Origin of the sequence: Salinisphaera hydrothermalis C41B8 (genome assembly GCF_000732535.1) — a bacterium.
Classification (GTDB): domain Bacteria; phylum Pseudomonadota; class Gammaproteobacteria; order Nevskiales; family Salinisphaeraceae; genus Salinisphaera; species Salinisphaera hydrothermalis.
Genome location: NZ_APNK01000008.1, coordinates 75,920 through 93,551, shown reverse-complemented (window position 1 = coordinate 93,551; position 17,632 = coordinate 75,920). Strand labels below are relative to the sequence as shown.

The 17,632-nt window shown below is 62.3% G+C and carries 12 protein-coding genes; 2 read left to right on the top strand and 10 right to left on the bottom strand.

The features are described 5' to 3' along the window. Positions 1-26: 26 nt before the first annotated feature. The 5 genes from C41B8_RS07715 to C41B8_RS19540 all read right to left on the bottom strand — a co-directional run bounded on the left by C41B8_RS07715 (position 27) and on the right by C41B8_RS19540 (position 7,400). A complete protein-coding gene (locus C41B8_RS07715; protein ID WP_051883257.1) occupies positions 27-2,321 on the bottom strand; it encodes a TonB-dependent siderophore receptor in 2,295 nt (764 codons plus the stop codon). 577 nt (positions 2,322-2,898) lie between these two features. Next, on the bottom strand, positions 2,899-3,717 hold the full coding sequence (locus C41B8_RS07710) for a thioesterase family protein (protein WP_037336311.1): 819 nt from the start codon (positions 3,715-3,717) through the stop codon (positions 2,899-2,901). 32 nt (positions 3,718-3,749) lie between these two features. Continuing rightward, on the bottom strand, positions 3,750-4,445 hold the full coding sequence (locus tag C41B8_RS07705) for an HAD family hydrolase (protein ID WP_051883256.1): 696 nt from the start codon (positions 4,443-4,445) through the stop codon (positions 3,750-3,752). Positions 4,446-4,649: 204 nt separating this feature from the next. Next, on the bottom strand, positions 4,650-6,311 hold the full coding sequence (locus tag C41B8_RS07700; protein ID WP_037336309.1) for an FAD-binding dehydrogenase: 1,662 nt from the start codon (positions 6,309-6,311) through the stop codon (positions 4,650-4,652). Positions 6,312-6,398: 87 nt separating this feature from the next. Beyond that, positions 6,399-7,400 (bottom strand): alpha/beta fold hydrolase, encoded by a 1,002-nt coding sequence (locus tag C41B8_RS19540; RefSeq protein ID WP_198025114.1) that lies wholly within the window; start codon positions 7,398-7,400, stop codon positions 6,399-6,401. Positions 7,401-7,601: 201 nt separating this feature from the next. Between C41B8_RS19540 and C41B8_RS07690 the strand changes: the two genes are divergently transcribed. Then, on the top strand, positions 7,602-8,657 hold the full coding sequence (locus tag C41B8_RS07690; protein ID WP_037336306.1) for an aldo/keto reductase: 1,056 nt from the start codon (positions 7,602-7,604) through the stop codon (positions 8,655-8,657). Between the two features lie 102 nt (positions 8,658-8,759). Here C41B8_RS07690 and cls read toward each other — a convergent pair whose 3' ends face one another. Next, positions 8,760-10,196: a cardiolipin synthase gene (gene cls, locus C41B8_RS07685; protein ID WP_037336304.1), complete on the bottom strand. Its 1,437-nt coding sequence runs from the start codon at positions 10,194-10,196 to the stop codon at positions 8,760-8,762. Positions 10,197-10,270: 74 nt separating this feature from the next. On the opposite strand from cls, the gene C41B8_RS07680 reads away from it, so the two are divergent. After that, positions 10,271-11,107 (top strand): PHP domain-containing protein, encoded by an 837-nt coding sequence (locus tag C41B8_RS07680; RefSeq protein ID WP_037336302.1) that lies wholly within the window; start codon positions 10,271-10,273, stop codon positions 11,105-11,107. 222 nt (positions 11,108-11,329) lie between these two features. Here the strand turns inward: C41B8_RS07680 and C41B8_RS07675 are convergent, their stop codons facing one another. The 4 genes from C41B8_RS07675 to C41B8_RS07660 all read right to left on the bottom strand — a co-directional run bounded on the left by C41B8_RS07675 (position 11,330) and on the right by C41B8_RS07660 (position 17,103). After that, positions 11,330-14,227: a TonB-dependent receptor gene (locus C41B8_RS07675; protein WP_084188671.1), complete on the bottom strand. Its 2,898-nt coding sequence runs from the start codon at positions 14,225-14,227 to the stop codon at positions 11,330-11,332. 917 nt (positions 14,228-15,144) lie between these two features. Further along, positions 15,145-15,543, bottom strand: coding sequence for an ExbD/TolR family protein (locus C41B8_RS07670; protein WP_156962473.1), 399 nt, complete (start codon positions 15,541-15,543; stop codon positions 15,145-15,147). 51 nt (positions 15,544-15,594) lie between these two features. Then, positions 15,595-16,329 carry a MotA/TolQ/ExbB proton channel family protein gene (locus C41B8_RS07665; protein WP_051883253.1) on the bottom strand — a complete coding sequence of 245 codons (735 nt, stop codon included), beginning with the start codon at positions 16,327-16,329 and terminating at the stop codon, positions 15,595-15,597. A 39-nt stretch (positions 16,330-16,368) separates the two neighbouring features. Further along, a complete protein-coding gene (locus C41B8_RS07660; protein WP_051883252.1) occupies positions 16,369-17,103 on the bottom strand; it encodes an energy transducer TonB in 735 nt (244 codons plus the stop codon). Positions 17,104-17,632: the final 529 nt, after the last annotated feature.

The following is a 17,632-nucleotide window of genomic DNA, read 5'->3' as shown; positions in this document are numbered from 1 at the left end:
GGCCACGCCCCTCGTGGCAACACGCCCTAGAACCGGTAATCCACCGTGGCCGTCACGTTGCGCTCTTCGCCGTAGTAGCAGCTCTGGGCGCCAAAGCACGAGGCCACGTATTTCTTGTCGAACAGGTTGTTCGCGTTCACACGCAGGCTCACGCCCTCCAGCGTCGAGCTCCACGCGCCGAGGTCGGCCTTGACCATGGCATCGGCCACGGCGTAGTCCGGCACTTTCAGCCGATTCCGACCATCGGCGTAGCTCTTGCCGACGTAGTGCCCGCCCAGGCCGGCGCTGATGCGTTTCGGGAAGTCGTAAGTCACCCAAAGCGAGGCCAGCTGGTTGGGCGTGCGGGCCGGGGTATCGCCCTTGTGGGCGGTAACCGAACCGGACGCGACATCGTTCTGGTATTCGACGTCCTGATAGCTGTAACCAGCGATGACGTGCAGGTCGTCGGTGATATCGCCCTTGGCCGTGAACTCGACCCCGCGGGACTGGATATCGCCCACGCTGGCAAACGTGATCGGCGTTACCGCCGTGCGCTGCTGTACGTTCTTCTGGGTGAGGTCGTAGAGCGAGATCGTAAGCAGCGCGTTGACGCCCCGCGGCGCGTACTTCACGCCGATTTCGTACTGATTGCTCTTGGTCGGCTCGGCAATCTGGCCGTTGGCCGCGCTGTAGGCGGTCGGGTTGAACGCTTCGCTGTAGGAGAAATACGGCGAGATCCCGTATTGCGACTCGTACAGCACGGCCACGCGGCCGGTGAACGCATCGTCGCTGCGCTTCGCGGTGGCGCCGTCGGCGGTGCTCAGATCCTGGTATTCGCGTCGCAGATAGTCCTCGCGGCCCGACAACAGCACATGCAGGCGCTTGTAGGTCATCTGATCCTGCAGATAGCCGCCGAACTGCTTGAGCTTACGGTTGGCGTTGCCGGTCTCGACGATCGAGCGCACCAGCGGATCGTCGTCATAGTTCGGATCGAACGGGTCCAGCGGCTTGACGCCCGTCGGCACGCTCGACGAGGCGTCGTAGGGGATGCCGTAGTCGTGGACGCGGTTGAAGCGCTGCTGATAATCGACACCGGCCAGCATCTCGTGCTGGATCGCGCCCGTGGCGAATTCGAACTGGATGTTGTTATCGGTGGAGAACGCCTTGAGGTGTTCCCGGGCCCCCGTGTAGTAGCGCGTCAGATCTGCGCCGTTGCCGGTAAAACCGTATTGATAGACCTGCGCCAGATCGGTTTCCAGATCGGAATAGCGCGCGGTCGAGCGCAGCCGGACGTGATCGTTGACGTGATGCGTGAGCGCATAAGTGAACATGCGCTGCTGGCGATCGAACTTCTCGTGACCGGCATCCGTATCGACCCAGGACGGCGACACGGTGCCGCCGTAGGCATCGCCATTGACGCTAAGGTCGTACGGCACCGAGCCGTGAAAACCGGCGGCCGGATCGTGCTGAATATAAGCCTGCAACAGCAGATCGGTGTCGTCGGAGAGATTGAGATCGACCTCGGGCATGATCGCGTAGCGCTCGCTCTTGACCACGTCGTATTGCGTGTCCGACGTCTCAGCGTGACCGACGATGCGATAGTTGCCCCAGGATTTTTTCGGCAAGGCGCCGGTGAAGTCGAAGCCGCCGCCATAGGTATCGAAGCTGCCGCCGTAGAACTGCAGATGACGCTCGGTCTCGGCCTGGGGCCGCTTGGTCACGTAATTGACCAGCCCACCTGGCTGCGCCCGGCCGTAGAGCACGGAACTCGGGCCCTTGACCACATCGATGCGCTCGAGCATGAACGGGTCGATCTGGAAGTTGGAGTAGGCCCCCGGGTCGCTCATCAGGCGCATGCCGTCGAGGAAAGCGTTGTTCACGTCACCGCCGGAAAAACCTCGCAGCTGGATCGCGTCCTGTCGGGTCGAGGCCCCGGCAATGCCGGTAAAGACACCCGGGGTGTATCGCAGCGCATCGTTGACGTTCTTCGAGCCCTGATCGGAGATCTGCTGACGGGTAATCACGTCGACCGTTTGCGGCGTTTCCATCAACGGCGTATCCGTTTTCGTGGCGCCGGTGCTGGTATAGGCGGTATAGCCGTGGGTGGGGGCATCCTCGCCTGGATACTGTCCCGTCACATTGACCGTGCCGAGCTGAGTGGAGCCGCCTTCTACCGCCGTCGCCCCGGCCGCTTGTGACTGCTTCGCTGGCGTGGGTGCCGGTACTGGCGTTTCGGCGTCACGATTCCGGATCTGGTCGCTGGATGCAGCCGCGACCGGCAACCCGCCAAGCGCACCGGTCAGTACCAACACGCAGGTCGCCTGCCCACCGATCGTCTTCATCCCCCACCGTTGTCTGGTCTCCATGTCCCTTGTGCTCTCCCTGAGTCGTCGTGTTGTCGTCATTGGCCACACGGCCGAGTCATGGACCGGCCGACCTGATCAATTGTATTTGCGACTCATTCGCATTTGCAACACCAAATGCATCCAATCCGCTCACGTGGGCAACTCGCGATACAAATGGGAGAGCGAGACCCGGAACGCGCACATGGCATCCAGGCCCGGTTCGCATCAACCGGGCTGACAGCGGATACCTGCGCTGATGGATCGTGGCCGGCGGGCAAACCGAGCCGGCCGTATTACGCGACCGCCAGAGGAACGGCGGCGTCAGGCGTGGATGTCCGGCCGCTGCGGCGCGCGTACTGGCATATCAGTAACGCTCGAGCCCCCGGGACGGAGAAATCGAGCGAGCACAGACGGGCTTGTTTTCACGCCGCATGCTTGCCGGTTGTCGGCATCGACAGGCCAGCGCCTCGCCCACACGCTTTGTCGATCGCGCGGCCCGGCCGTTTAAGTCGGGCCGACCGCGCGTTACGGCATCGAGGTGCGGCCGCTCGAGGCGGCCCCACCGATGCGCGACTCAGGCAAAGACGGCGACCGATTGCCGCCCGACCAGCACCGGCTCGCGCTGACTGTTCCAGATCGTCATGTGCTGGGCCGAGTAACCGTCGGCGATCTGTTCGGCGGATGAGCGACACAGCCACCAACCGTCATCCGTGGCTGGCCGGTCATGCAACAGATCGAACTGCCAGGTAACGCTGCTGACCGGAGCGGGCGCCGTCATGCGCGCCATGGCCGCGGGCGGCAAGGCATCGGCCAGCGCAACCAGGCCGAGCAGCGAATCGCGCATGGCGACGTCCCGATGACGCATCCAGACGCAGAATTCCGGTGTGCCCGCGCCGCTGATCGGTGTAGCGCCGGCCGCCCACGCACTATCGAAGTGCCGAGCGAAGTTCGGCCCGAGATTGCGGCCCTCGCGGTCCTCGAAGAAGCGCCCGCCCTCGGCCGGGTCGGCGACATCCGGCGCGCTCACATGCTCGTATGCGAGCGCGGACTCACGCGCTGCGCCGAAGCCGAAGGTGGCCCGAACGGCGGGCTTGTCGCTGCTGGTCATGTCGGCGGCGACAAACGCCATCGACTTGCCCTGGCGAAGAATGCTGGGGCGAACGCATACCCCGGGGCCGGCGGGGCCGACAAACGCGATCTGCGCCGAACGCAGCGGCGCCAGATCGTCGACCGCCGCCGTCACCGCGGCCAGACAGACCGCGGCGGACAAGCCACCGTAGATGGCCCGCCCCTGCAGCCAGTCTTCGGGAATATCAATTTCCCAGGCATCGCCACTAGGCTGCAGTTGCGACAACAGAACGGATAACGGCGTGCGATCCAGGGTTTCGGTCATGGCGGCAATGGGTTCGAAAAGGCCGCGTTAGGTTATCGCAATACGCCGCCGTATTGTTGCCGCGACATGCCGGCCGCGGCGTTGGCTAAAAGGTAACTTGCAATACCTGCCGGCGAATCGAAGACATGGTCGGGTGCGGCTTCAGCCAGCTCCTGGGACGAGCCATAGCCATAGCTCACGGCGGCGGCCGGTACCCCGTTGTGGCGCGCGCCCTGCACGTCGAAACGGCGATCGCCAATCATGAGCGTTTCGTCGGGTCGCAGACTTTCTTCACGCAGGATATGGGCGATCAATACCGATTTTTCAGTACGCTTGCCGTCCAGCTCGCTGCCATAGACCTTGCCGAAATAGTCGTCGAGACCGAAATGCGCGACGATCTGGCGCGCATAGAACCACGGCTTGGAGGTCGCTACGAACAGTTGGCGGCCGCTCGCGCGCAGCTGCGTCAGCAGTTCGACGATGCCGTCGTAGAGCGTGTTTTCGTACAGGCCGACATCGCCGAAGCGTACGCGATAATCGGCGACCGCCTGTTCGGCCTCGGCGTCCGACATGCCATAGCGCTCGCGGAATGACGCCTTGAGCGGCGGGCCGATGAAGCCGGCCAGATGACGCCGGTCCGCGACTTCGATGCCCTGGCACGACAGCGCATACGCAACGCAACGCGTGATGCCTTCGTACGGGTCGGTCAAGGTGCCGTCGAGATCGAACAGCAGAGTCTTGTAGCGCATGGCTGATCCGTCCCACCGTCCGCGGAGATCGACGTCTCCGACACCGGTATCGCTATCGTGGTCTTTTACCGGGTGCAAGCAAGAATCCAGCCGTTTCGGCGCGCCGGTATAACGCAACCGACCCGCCGACAGTCGACGCCCCGATGTCACATCCGATGAGCGTAGCGGAGACGCGGCCACGAACGACGAACGCGCCCTGCCCGCTCACAATTGGCCCGCCGCGTGCCGGCCGGCACGGCGCCCTGAAAACAGGCAGCCGCCGAGGAATGTGCCTTCAAGCGCGTTGTAACCGTGGTATCCGCCGCCGCCGAATCCGGCTGCCTCGCCTACGCCGTATAAGCCCGGGATGGCCTCACCGCGCCCGTCGAGCACACGGCCGTCGATATCGGTATGCAGGCCGCCCAGGGTCTTGCGCGTGAGAATATGCAGGCGCACGGCAATCAGCGGCCCGTGCACGGGATCGAGCAATCGATGCGGCTTGGCGACGCGAAACAGGCGGTCGCCGCGATAACGGCGGGCACCGTGAATGGCGGTGATCTGAGCATCCTTGGCAAAGCCGTTAACCACCTGACGATCGCGCGCCGTGATCGTCGCCTCGAGCTCCCGAGCGTCGATCAACCTCTCGCCAGTCAGGCGGTTCATGCCGGCGGCCAATTGCGCCACATCGTCGGCCACGACGAAATCCGCGCCCTTGGCCTTGAAGGCCTCGACCGGCGGCGGCGCGCCGCTCGACAGGCGCGACCGCAGCACCGCGCGCCACGATTGCGACGTCATGTCCGGATTCTGCTCGGAGCCCGACAAAGCGAACTCTTTTTCGATGATCGATTGATCGAGCACGAACCAGGAATAATCGTGACCCGTGGCCAGAATCTCGCGCAGCGTGGTGAGCGTATCGAAGCCCGGCAGACACGGCGCGGGTAACCGGCGGCCGGTAGCGTCGAGCCATAGCGATGACGGCCCTGGGATGATACGAATACCGTGCGCCGGCCAGATCGGGCTCCAGTTGGCCACGCCTTCGGTGTAATGCCACATGCGATCCGCGTTGATGATCGCGGCCCGGGCATCATCGGCGGCGATATCGATCATGCGGCCATCTACATGATGCGGCACACCCGACAGCATGCGAGCCGGGGGCGCCCCAAGCCGTTCGACCGGCCAGTGCGCGCGCACTTTGTCGTGGTCGCCACCGATACCGCCAGAGGCCACGACGACCACCTCGGCGCCGTATTCGAACACATCGATCTCGTCGCGCGACGAGCGTTGCCCGCGCTCGACGTTACTCGGTGCCAGCACGGCGCCCGTCGCGCCGGCGACCCGGCCCTGAGTCGTCGTCAACCCGTCGACCCGATGCCGGCAGTTGATTACGACGCGTCCGTGTTTGACGTGTTTTTTGATGCGTCGGAGGAACGGCGCGAGCACGCCCGGGCCGGTGCCCCAGGTGATATGGAAACGCGGTACCGAATTGCCGTGGCCATCGGCCATGGCCCCGCCGCGTTCGGCCCAACCGACCACCGGAAACCAGCGCATGCCGAGGCCATGCAGCCAGTCGCGCATACCACCGGCGGCAAACTCGACGAACGCTTCGGCCGTACGACGCGGCCAGTGATCCTCGACTCGATCGAAACCGGCCGATCCGAGCCAGTCTTGCCACGCGAGTTCCGCGGAGTCGACGATGCCCATGCGGCGCTGCTCGGGCGTATCGACAAGAAACAGCCCGCCCAGCGACCAGTGCGCCTGGCCACCGACCGAATTGTCGCCTTCCTGCTCGAGAATACGGACCGAACGTCCGGCCTCGGCCAGTTCGACCGCCGCCACGAGCCCGGCCAGCCCGGCTCCGATTACCAGAGCATCGGTACGCTGTGCCATTGCCTGCTCCAACGCTTCCGGGCTCTATCACCCGGCGCGTGCGTGGTTATCGCTATGCCCCGAACATAGCGATAAACGCGCGCCACGTCATGGCTCGGCGTCGAGCGCGATCAGCCAGTCGGCCAGACGCGACCAGCTACGGCGAGCCATCAGCGCCCCGCACGCCGGATGCTGCGGGTCACCGTGCGTCCACTCGCGTTCAACGCGTTGGCTGCCCACCACCGCAGCGAGACGATCGCCGCAGACGGGCGAACACGCCGGATGATCGGCATCGGCAATGAAAAGAATGGGCACCTTGACGTCGGCCAGCCGCGCACCGGCGTTGGCCGCGGGCAATCGGCCCGCAGCCAGTGCGTTGTCGGTCCACAGATGATCGATGACATCGGCCACGACGCCGCCGGGATAAGCCCGGGAACGAAGCGCGTCATCATCCGGCGGCTGGGTCGAGCCCAGAACGGCGTGACGCGCAATCGACTGCAGCCAGCTCGGCATGTGCAGCGCGCTCACCGGCAACTGGCTGGCGCGCAGCCCCGCCAGGCGTCGCCAGCGCCCTGCTTGCCGGCGCAGCCGGTCGCGCGGCCGGTCCGGTGCCGGTTCGACGGCATAGTCGATACACGTGTCGAGCAACACCAGCCCGGCCACATCATCGGCCGGGCTGACGGCGGCATAGCACAGGGCGAGCAGCCCACCCAGGCGCCAGCCGTGCAGGCTCAGACGACGCCGCCCGCTATGGAAACGCACGCGATTGAGCATTTCCGGCAGCAGCGCCGCGAAATAATCGCTGAGATGCCGACGATCGTCGGCCCGCGTCGGCCACCCCCAGTCGATCAGATAGAGATCGAAACCGCGGGCCGACAGATAAGCCACCAGGCTATGTTGGTTGCGCCGGTCGTAGATCTGGATGTCGGCCGCCAGCGGCGGCACCAGCACCAGCGGCGTGCGCGGTTGCGGCCGGCTGTCGGGCGCGCCGGCCGGCGCATAATAGCGCACCGACACCCCGGCCCGCCGATGGATGACCTCGAACTCGGCCGCTCCCGGGCTGGGCAAAGCCCGCCCGCCGAACAAGCGTCGTGCCAGATCATTTTTCACGGCGGCGGCACCCGGAATCGCTGCAGATCAGCGCGGACGCCCGGCCACGGGCACGCAGGCATGACGGCAGCTCGATGAGATGAATTCAGGTTGCCCATGATAGCCGACAAGCGCTTTGGCTTGAGCGTCACCGATGAATGTTGAACTTCGACCTCAGGTATGTTCATCCTTTGGGCCTGTAAATCACAAACGGAGCGATAAATGGAATATCGCCAGCTCGGCAACTCCGGTCTCAAGGTGTCCAAACTGACCCTGGGCACCATGACGTTCGGGGGCCAGGGCAACATGGCCAAGGTCGGCAACACGGATGTCTCTGGCGCCCGTACGATGGTCGACAAGGCACTGGATGCCGGCATCAACACCTTCGATACCGCCAATATGTATTCGGGCGGCGCATCGGAGGAGATACTCGGCCAGGCGCTAGGCGACAAGCTCAACGATGTGCTCATCGCCACGAAGGTGCGTTTTCCCATGGGCGACGGCGTCAACGATCGTGGCCTGTCGCGCTTTCATATTCGCGAGCAACTCGAGGCCAGTCTCAAGCGGCTCGGCCGGGACCACATTGATCTGTATCAAATGCACCAGTGGGACGGTATTACACCGCTCGAGGAAACGCTGGAAACCTTCGATACGCTCGTCCGCCACGGCAAGATCCGCTACTACGGCATCTCCAACTTCTCGGCCTGGCACGCCATGAAGGTACAGGCGATCTGCGAACGCGAGGGCTTCATCAAGCCGATCAGCCAGCAGATCCACTACACCGCACAAGCGCGCGAGGCCGAATACGAGCTCATGCCGGCCGCGGTGGATTCGGGCCTGGGCACCATGATCTGGAGCCCGCTGGCCGGTGGGTTGTTGTCCGGCAAGTATCGCCGCGACGCCGACAAGCCCGAAGGCACGCGGTTTTCGGAAGGCTGGCAAGAACCGCCGATTTCTGACGAGACCCGACTGTTCGACATCATCGAAACCCTGGTGGAGGTCGGGGATGCGCACGGCGTCTCGGCGGCACAGGTCGCACTCGCCTGGATCCTGACTCGCCCCGGCGTGACGACCGCCGTGATCGGCGCGCGCAAGGAACACCAGCTCGACGACAATCTGGCAGCCGCCAATCTCGAGCTGACCGACGACGAAATCGCCGCGATCGAACAGGTCAGCCGCCCGGTGCTGCTCTATCCCTATTGGCATCAGCGTCAGACCGCCAGCGACCGCCTCGGCCCGGCCGATCAGGTGCTGCACGCGAACTTCGCCAAAGACTGATCCGCCTCTCCGGGTGAAGTTAAAAGGCCGTCGCATGCGACGGCCTTTTTTTATCCGGCTGTGCTCGCTTCGCTTCCGGGGCCGGGACGCATTGCAAAAGACTTACAGTACCGGGCCCAGCATCGCCAGCGCGTTGCGCCAGGCCTGCCGCGGCGCCGAAACGCGCTTCAGATCAACCAGCGTGACCGGATGCGAATCGTCGATGAAGCGTGCCTGACGAGCCCGTATAGCCGCGGTGACATCACGCGATTGCAGCAAGACATTGTTCTCGTAGTTGAGATCGAAACTGCGCCGATCGAGATTGGTCGACCCAATCAGCGTCAGCTCGTCGTCGACGGTCAAGGTCTTGGCATGCAGCAGCCCCGGCTCGTATTCGAAGATATGCACGCCGGCGGCCAGCAACTCCTGGTAGTAGCTCCGGCTGGCCGCGGCGACAATGCGAGAGTCGTTGCGCGCCGGAAAGACCATGCATACATCGATACCGCGATACGCCGCCGAGCACAGCGCCAGCAACAAGGCATCATCCGGCACGAAATACGGCGTCGTAATCGTGAGCTGGCTGCGCGCCGCGTAGACCAGCGCACAGAGCAGCTCCGGCGCGGCGGAATACCGCCCGGTCGGCCCGGTGCCGATGGCCTGGGCCACGATATCGCCGCGCGCAGCCGGCGCCGGCTCGTCCAGGCAATGCCGACAATCCTCGCCGGCATACGTCATCCAGTCGGCCACGAACAGGTACTGATTCTGGCGTGCGATCGGCCCGGCCAGACGGATGACCGCATCCACCCAGGGCGCGTATTTCTTCTTGATCGCGAATGCCGCATCGGCACAGTTCTGGCTACCGGCGTATGTGATTTCGTTGTCGATCACCACGATCTTGCGATGGTTGCGCAGATCCACACGGCCCACGAAGACATGCAGCGCGGGGTTTCCTACCGGAAGCGCCACGGCGGTCGAGGCACCGGCGTCCTGCATGGCGCGCCAGTATTTCGATTTGATCAACCCGCGCGAACCGACCGCGTCCACCATCACGCGGCAAGTGACGCCTCGCGCCGCGGCACGCTCGATCGCGGCCACCACGCGCAGGCCGTTGCGGTCGGTCAGCCAGATATAGAACAACAGATGGACGTGGCGCCTGGCCGCATCGATATCCGCGACCAAGGCATCGATCGTCGCATCGGCGCCGTCCGGGAACTCGAAGTGGTTGCCGGCACACGGCATGAAGCCGTTGATCGAGGTCACCATCTCGAATAGATGCTGAACCCGAGCATCGGGCGTATGCACTGTCGTAACCGAAGCGGGCGCCGGCAACTGTTCGAGCACCGTGCGCATTCGCTGCGTGTAGCGACGCCCGATGCTGGTTTCGCCCAATAGCAGATAGACGATAATTCCGGCCACCGGCAATGCGATCAGCACGACCAACCAGGCGACGCGCGCCGCCGGATCGCGATAAGGCTTGAGAAGAACACGCGCGATCAATGCCAGCTCGACGGCCAAGTGAATCGCCAATGCCCACAAGGGCAGGATGCCAAGATTGATCATGCAGCGTGCTCCATCGGCCGCTATGCTGTGGGTTCGGCGCACCACGATAGCGCGCCCGAGTACGGCGCGTGTCCATGATCGATCTGCACACCCATTCCACCGCTTCCGATGGCCATCTTTCACCCGCTGCTCTCGTAGCGCGAGCGAAATCACGAGGTGTGCAGCGCCTGGCCCTGACCGATCACGACACGATCGCCGGAATTCCCGAAGCGCGCCGCGCCGCCGCGACGCACGATATCGACTTGATCCCGGGCGCCGAGATATCGGTGACCTGGCAACGCCGGACGCTTCACGTCGTTGGCCTCGGGCTCGACATTGACCACCCGGTCCTGATGGACGGCCTGGCGCGGCATCAGGACGAACGCGAGACTCGCGCCGCCGACATCGGCGAGCGGCTGGCGCGTATTGGATTACACGACGGACTCGCGCGCGCCCGTGCCCATGCCGATGGCGGCCAGATCACCCGCTCGCATTACGCCGATCTGCTGGTCGCCGACGGCCTGGCACGCAATCGTCAGGACGCCTTCAAACGCTACCTGCGACCGGGGCGGCCCGGGTATCGACGCACCGTATGGGCCGAACTCGCCGAGGTGATCGCGTGGATACATGCCGCCAGCGGCACGGCCGTACTCGCGCACCCCTTCGGTTACGGATGTTCGGGCGCGTGGCGCCGTCGGATGGTCGCAGCATTCGCTGAAGCCGGCGGCGACGCACTCGAAATCTGTACCGGTGTGAGTTCGCTCGAACAGGAGAGTCAGTCAGCCCGCGATGCCCGAGAGCATGCTCTGGCCGGCTCGGTCGGATCGGATTTCCATTCGCCCGAGCAGATCTGGCTGGATATCGGGCGTGTGCGCCCGTTACCGTCAAGCGTTATACCCACGAGCTATGTGACCGAAACCCCGGCCCTCTAAGCGCGAGTGGATAAAATCGTCACGCCGTGTATCACTGCCCTGGTGCCGGCCATGGGGGCGCCAAGGGATCTATCGTTCAACGGAAGACAGTCCGTGCTCATGTGCTCCCTCGCCCCGAAATTGATCGGCAACTCGCGCTGGTCGGTTCCTTCTCATCAGGGGCGGCACAAAAAAGAGCCGCCATCCGAAGATGGCGGCCCGTTAGAACAAGCGACTCGCTGCTTAGAACGAATAACTCAATCGCCCGTATACCGTTCGTCCGACACCGCTGGCATAGCGCGCATCGTAGCCCGCGTTACCGGCGTAAGTCTGATCAGAATAGACAGGATCGACATCGAACACGTTATTCGATCCAACCGTCAGCTGTAGCCCGTTATCGAAGGCGTACGAGCCATAGGTATCCCAGGTGACGTAGTCGTGGACCTTATAGTGCCCCGGATATTGGTAAGCATCCTGATAACCACTGGAATAATGGTTGACGACACCGAGGGACATCGGCCCTTTGTGCCAACCCAAGGTGATGTTTTGCTTCCAGCGGAACACCACAGTATTGCTCTGCAGGCTGTACACACCCACGTTGTTGTAATAAGGGCCGTCCTTTACGTTCTGGAAGTCGTACTTGTTGGTGTACGTCCCCTGCAGCGAGAACGTAAACGTTCCATAGTCCGACGGCAGGTGCGCGTCGAGTTGAACATCTTCGCCATTGGTCTCCAGCTTACCGAGGTTTTCGTTGCGATTAACGAAGTAATCCAGCGACCCGTCGTCGTTACGGTGGTAAATGGACGAATCGGTCGGCGTATTTGCAAAGATATAAGCGCCGCTGGGTACACCGATCTGTTGTGACAACTCCACGGCCCAGAAGTCGGCGGTTAGCGTTACATACTTGATCGGCTGCAATACAAAACCAGCACTCCAGCTCTTCGATTTTTCGGGCTTGAGATTCTGGTTTCCGCCCTCGGCCTCCTGAAACTGCGTGTTGCAGTCGCGAACCTGTGAACCGCCGGCTGCGACTTTACCGCCCGGACAGAGAACCGGGTCATTCAAGCCCCCTTCGGAGTAAGTGTTCGACAATGGCTCGTATAAATCGAACAGCGTTGGCGCATGAAAGCCCTCCGCATAGGAGGCTCGCAGCGTCAGCTGTTTGAGAGGCTGGTAGCGAAGCGAGACCTTCGGGTTGATGGTATCGCCCACATCGCTGTAATTGTCGTAACGCGCCTGCGCATCGAGCTCGAGATTGTCCAGGATCGGCACATTCAGTTCACCGAATACGCCTTCAACATCTCGGCTTTCCGAGATCTTGTTGCCCGAAAGACCGGAACTCGGCGAACGGGCCGCAAGATAGGGATCGATGTGCACATCCAGCGTCTCGTGACGATATTGCGCCCCCAAGGCCAAGGCGGATTGCCCCGCACCGAACCAGTTGCCGATCTCGTGATCGATCTTGCCGTCCCAGACATAGGCACGCGTCTTGCCAGCCTCGATCTGGCCGGTTGTCTGAGCGTTCAGCAAAATCTGGCGCTCGGCGTCCGAGAGATTGGTATCGAACGGATTATAGTTGCCGTCGTTGATCTGGGCCTGCAGCGAGTTCGGCCCCTCGGTCTGGTTGATTTCGCCGCGAACCTCGTCGTAGTCGGACGAACTCTGATTGTAAGAAAACGCCGTGTCGTAATGGAATCCGTTCAGGAACCGCCCGGTAAAGTCGAGAACCACGCGGTGGTTCTCATTAACCCCCTTGTTGACGCGCGGGCCAGCGGGCACGGTCCGATAGTAAAGCGACACGGGCTTCGTCGGATCGAAACTACCATCCGGGTCCTGGACCGCCGTCGGCGCGGGTGTGATGCCGTTACCCGGGTAATATTTTGTCCCGGGCTGCACCTCGATCGAACCGGAAGTCGGAGCCGGGGCTGAGATCGAATAAGTGGTTTTCCGCGAATAAAGATAGCTCGCCGATACTTTGTTTTTGTCGTTAATCTTGTATGACGCTTGGCCGAAGAACGATGGCTCTTCGTACTTCTGCTGCACTTCGGCGCCAAGCGCCGTGTAATTCTCGTAACAGGCGCCAGAAGTCGGATCACCAAAATAGGAGTCTGGGATTTCGCCCTTGGCGTTGCAGCCCGGCTGCGCATTGGCGAAGATCGAGCCTTGGTTGTAATTGCTGGAGAAGGTGTTCGACGACACCGCCTGAATATTCGGGTTCAACGGCGTGATGAAGTCCCGACTATTCGTATTGATTTCGCCCGAACGCTGGTAGCTGATGGTACCCATCACGTTCCAGCCGTCCTTATCGAAGTCGCCCTTGCCAAACGTGGCGCTCAATGTCGAAGAATTACCGCCACCACTGCGTGTGGGCATGGTGTATTGCAGATCAACGTTGCCGCCGTTCAGATTCTTCTTGGTGATGAAGTTGATCACACCACCGATAGCATCGGTGCCATAAAGTGCCGATGCACCGTCGCGTAGCACTTCGACATGATCGATCGCTGCAAACGGAATCGTGTTCAGATCGGTTGCCGCACCATTACCTTCCAGCGAATTGGTCGCCAGCCGACGGCCGTTCAAAAGAATGAGCGTCTTGTTGGCGCCCAGGCCTCTCAGATCCGCGAAAGACGCGCCGCCGGTAATTTGCGAGCCAGTATTCAGACCCGGCCCGGAGCTCGTGTCATTACCCGCAATCTGCTGAAGCAGCTGTGGCGTGGACGTGATGCCCTGCTGGCGCAGTTCTTTGGCGCTGTATACCGTCACCGGGAGTGCCGTAGCCGCATCCGGACGAGCAATTGCCGTGCCCGTAACGGCCACGTTATTCAGGTTGGTGGTCGGCGCGGAAGCCGCACTTGCCGATGCTGCAGCGGCGGCCGGCGCAGCGGCGGCAGCAGGCGCGGCGGCTGCCGGAGCAGCGGCGGCAGGTGCCGCGGCATCGGAACTGGTATCGCTGGCCGGCGCCGCGGGCGCCACGTAGCCGTCATCGCTGGCATCGTCGCTGGTTTGAGCAAGTGCGCCGGTCAGCGGCGCAAAAGCGAGCAGGAAAGCGCATATCGAGGCTTTCGAGGCCCGCGTCCAGTCGAACGTGCCATCCACACGCTCTCTTTCGCACTTCCCGCTGGAAGTCGATCCATACATCATGACGATTATCCCCAATTAAATTCGTTGCTTTAGATCGAGCCGGTACTGCCGACATTCGCCCGCAGGTGTTTGGTCCCACCGGTCTCGATCCGCTCCCAAAGAAGCCCGACGCACAGAGCGTCTGCGACTCACCCGGGATGCCTGAGCACAGAACATGCCAAGCTGGACGCACGCGCCGGGTGATGGCACGAGCAAGCGACGAAGAAAAAGTGATAAAGGATGATCGGCACCGTGTTGCCACGCATCGGATCATCTGGCCAGCGGCGCAGGTTTTCGAATACCGGGGGTCCTTAGGGCGTGTTGAGGTTTCGTGCGAGCGCCGCGTTGGCGTCCGCAAATCGTGACCGGCAAGGCGCGAGTCGCCGCGTCGTGGCGTGCCACGGCCCAGACTCGCAACCCCGCCGGGCGCCCCTAGTTAGTTTTTTATGGGCGGCCCAACCCGAAGGGACAAGCGCCCTTAAATTAACGACACGACGGCAATACAGCGTTATAGCTCTCTCGTAGAACCACTACGCCACGTTCGCTACGCCTCGTCTTGCCGCAAACAGCGCTTGGCGCGGACTCGCACGAAACCTCAACACGCCCTAGAACGACGGTCGAAGTCACGCCCTGGGCCGGCGGCGTTGAGTAGCAGCCAAGGCGAACGTTGCTATCGAGTCGTTATTCCGCACGCAAAGGGCGGACGCGCATAGAACCGTGTACAGCCGCCTATTCCCGATCGGCAAACGAACACATCGAGTGGGGGGTTAAGCTTTGCTTCGAATCCGCAGGCTGGATGGCACGGTGTCAACCATGGCGAACTCAACATGCAAGGAGCCGGGAACTCCTTGAGGCAAACATAAAAAAGACGGCCCTTACGGGCCGTCCGTCAACGTGGCACGGCGCAATGGGCGCCCCGGCGCGGATCCGACAGATTTTCAGGGGTTCGACAACACCGCAATTTTTTGAATGCCGGAAGATTGCAAGGCCGCCATTGCCTTGCCCACCGCCCCGTAGGGCACGCTCTTGTCGGCCTGCAACTGGGCCGCCTTGTTGGGCGTCTTTTGATGGATCTGGACCAGGCGCTGCTTGAGTTCATCAAGCGAGACCTTGTCCTTGTCGATGAAGTAATTGCCGTTCTTGTCCACACTGAGCACGATCGGCTGCTTGGCATCCGGCGGGGCCACGCTGTCGGTCTTGGGCAAATTGACATGCACCGCCGTGGTCACCGCGGACGCCGTGACGATGAACATCACCAGCAGCACGAGCATCACGTCGACCAGCGGCGTGACGTTCATTTCGCTGAGGACTTCGTCGTCGTCTCCACCACCTGACATTGCCATGATTGCTACTCCGTCATTCTGAATAGGATGAACAGGACTCGACGCCTAGGCTGTGGCGTGCGTCTTCTGTCCGACCGTCGCGTTGTCCTTGAGATCGCTCTGGCGCATGACCGGCGCGTCGCCCGACTGGAACCCGCTCTGCTGGCACAGCGCATAGAAGTCGTGGGCAAAATCGTTCATCGAGTGGACGCCGGCTTTCAAGCGACGAACGAGGAAGTTGTAGATCAGAACCGCCGGCACGGCCACCGCGATGCCCATCCCGGTGGCGATCAGCGCGTGACCGACCGGGCCAGCCACGGCCTGCAAGCCGGTGGAGCCGGTTTCGCCGATACTCACCAACGCACCCATGATGCCCCAGACCGTACCGAACAACCCGATGAAAGGCGCGGTACTGCCAAAACTGGCGAGAACCGCCAGACCGCCTTCCAGCGAACGGCGCTCGCGCTCGATCTGTTGGCGCAGGGCGCGCTCGAGGCGCTCGCCGCGATCGATCTGGTGCGCGAGATTCTTGTTGCCCGGCGCAATATCGCGCCCGGTAATGACGGCGAAACCGGCTTTGGCGATATCGGCCATCGGACCCGACGAATTATCCGTAATCGATTCGCCCTGCTCGATGCTGTCTGCGGTCCAGAAACTCTTTTGGAACCGTTTATCCAGCGCCCGGGCCCGGCCGAATTGAACGAGCTTGATGACCAGCAGCGCCCAGGTGATGACCGACAGGATAATCAGGCACCACAGAACGGCCGGCACCACGTATGGCGTAAGGTTGCTGCTCAGCATAGTAAGTCTCTCTCCTGGAAAACTTGTGCAACCGCCCGATCAGTCCGGGAGATTGAATGTAAAAGGCTGTATCGCATAGCCGCGGATCGGTGTATCGCCTCGCTTGGCCGGCACGTAATGCCATCGCTTGGCCGCCTGCACGGCAGCATTGTCGAGGTCACTGTAGCCACTCGATTTCACGACCGTCACCTGCCCCGCCGTCCCATCGGGCTCGACAAGAATTTTCACCACCACTCTGCCCTCCTCGTGACGACGCAGCGCCCGCGGCGGGTAGCTCGCCCCGTGGTTGCCGGCGATGCCAACGCCCGATTTCGCCGGCGTGATCTTGTTCGAGTTCGACTTCGGACTCGGCTTGGGACTCGGCTTCGGCGCTGGATTGGGGGCCGGTTTCGGCTCGGGCTTCGGTTCCGGTTTCGGCTTGGGTTTAGGTTTCGGTTTCGGCTTGGGTTTCGGCTTTGGCTTAGGTTTAGGCTTCGGCTTCGGCTTCGGTTTGGGCTTCGGCTTTTTCTTTTTCGGCGGCATCACCGCGTGCGTGTCGATGGTGGGCACCTTTTCGACCGGCTGCGGCTTGGTCAGCGTCACCTCGATGGGTGGCGGACTCTGCTGCATCTTCATCGGCTTGGGGTGCTGAATCGGCGAATGCTGATAAAGCCACCACAGGCCGAAATGCACCAACGCAGACAGCATGACGATGCCGCCGATCTCGAACTTGGTCAGATACCGCCGGCCGGGTTTGATCGGCTTGCTGGCCTGCTTGTCGGAACCATCCGTCATCACGTGGTCGTCGTCTCTTGATCAATTACAACGGCACCGAACCTATGGACGATGCACGAATATGGCTTAGGCCGGTTAGCAACATGTGTGCCAGCCCATTGGATCACAAGGATTTCGGCCTGAACTGAACTCTTCGAAACCCGATGTCGCCACAAAATAGTGCATCGTGCACTTATGTTGCCAGGTTCTGTCGATGTTCCGTCCGATCCCGCGCCGAGCGCTCGTCATACGCTGAAGCATGATTAATGCAACGGTATGACGAACCCGCACGAAAGCACATGCAAGCCCGATCGGTTAGTACGAGATGCCCAAAGTGACAGCTGCCAAGCCAGGTACATGCAGGGCCGCCCGTGTTCGCTCGGGCCTATCGACGCGTCGTACACCGCCCGCGCCAAACGTTGCGCGTCGTCACAAATACGAATCGGGCGTGCCGTGCGCTTGTCCGGCCTCACCGGCCATACTTCATGGAGTGCGATCGTCTGGCGAGTCGTCAAGCGACTGTGCCCATCGGTGGCGCTGCGGATCAAAG

Excerpts from the sequence above, each read along its gene's own strand:
- C41B8_RS07715 (WP_051883257.1), bottom strand. The coding sequence starts at position 2,321 with ATGAAGACGATCGGTGGGCAGGCGACCTGCGTGTTGGTACTGACCGGT.
- C41B8_RS07710 (WP_037336311.1), bottom strand. The coding sequence starts at position 3,717 with ATGACCGAAACCCTGGATCGCACGCCGTTATCCGTTCTGTTGTCGCAA.
- C41B8_RS07705 (WP_051883256.1), bottom strand. The coding sequence starts at position 4,445 with ATGCGCTACAAGACTCTGCTGTTCGATCTCGACGGCACCTTGACCGAC.
- C41B8_RS07700 (WP_037336309.1), bottom strand. The coding sequence starts at position 6,311 with ATGGCACAGCGTACCGATGCTCTGGTAATCGGAGCCGGGCTGGCCGGG.
- C41B8_RS07690 (WP_037336306.1), top strand. The coding sequence starts at position 7,602 with ATGGAATATCGCCAGCTCGGCAACTCCGGTCTCAAGGTGTCCAAACTG.
- cls (WP_037336304.1), bottom strand. The coding sequence starts at position 10,196 with ATGATCAATCTTGGCATCCTGCCCTTGTGGGCATTGGCGATTCACTTG.
- C41B8_RS07680 (WP_037336302.1), top strand. The coding sequence starts at position 10,271 with ATGATCGATCTGCACACCCATTCCACCGCTTCCGATGGCCATCTTTCA.
- C41B8_RS07675 (WP_084188671.1), bottom strand. The coding sequence starts at position 14,227 with ATGATGTATGGATCGACTTCCAGCGGGAAGTGCGAAAGAGAGCGTGTG.
- C41B8_RS07670 (WP_156962473.1), bottom strand. The coding sequence starts at position 15,543 with ATGTCAGGTGGTGGAGACGACGACGAAGTCCTCAGCGAAATGAACGTC.
- C41B8_RS07665 (WP_051883253.1), bottom strand. The coding sequence starts at position 16,329 with ATGCTGAGCAGCAACCTTACGCCATACGTGGTGCCGGCCGTTCTGTGG.
- C41B8_RS07660 (WP_051883252.1), bottom strand. The coding sequence starts at position 17,103 with ATGACGGATGGTTCCGACAAGCAGGCCAGCAAGCCGATCAAACCCGGC.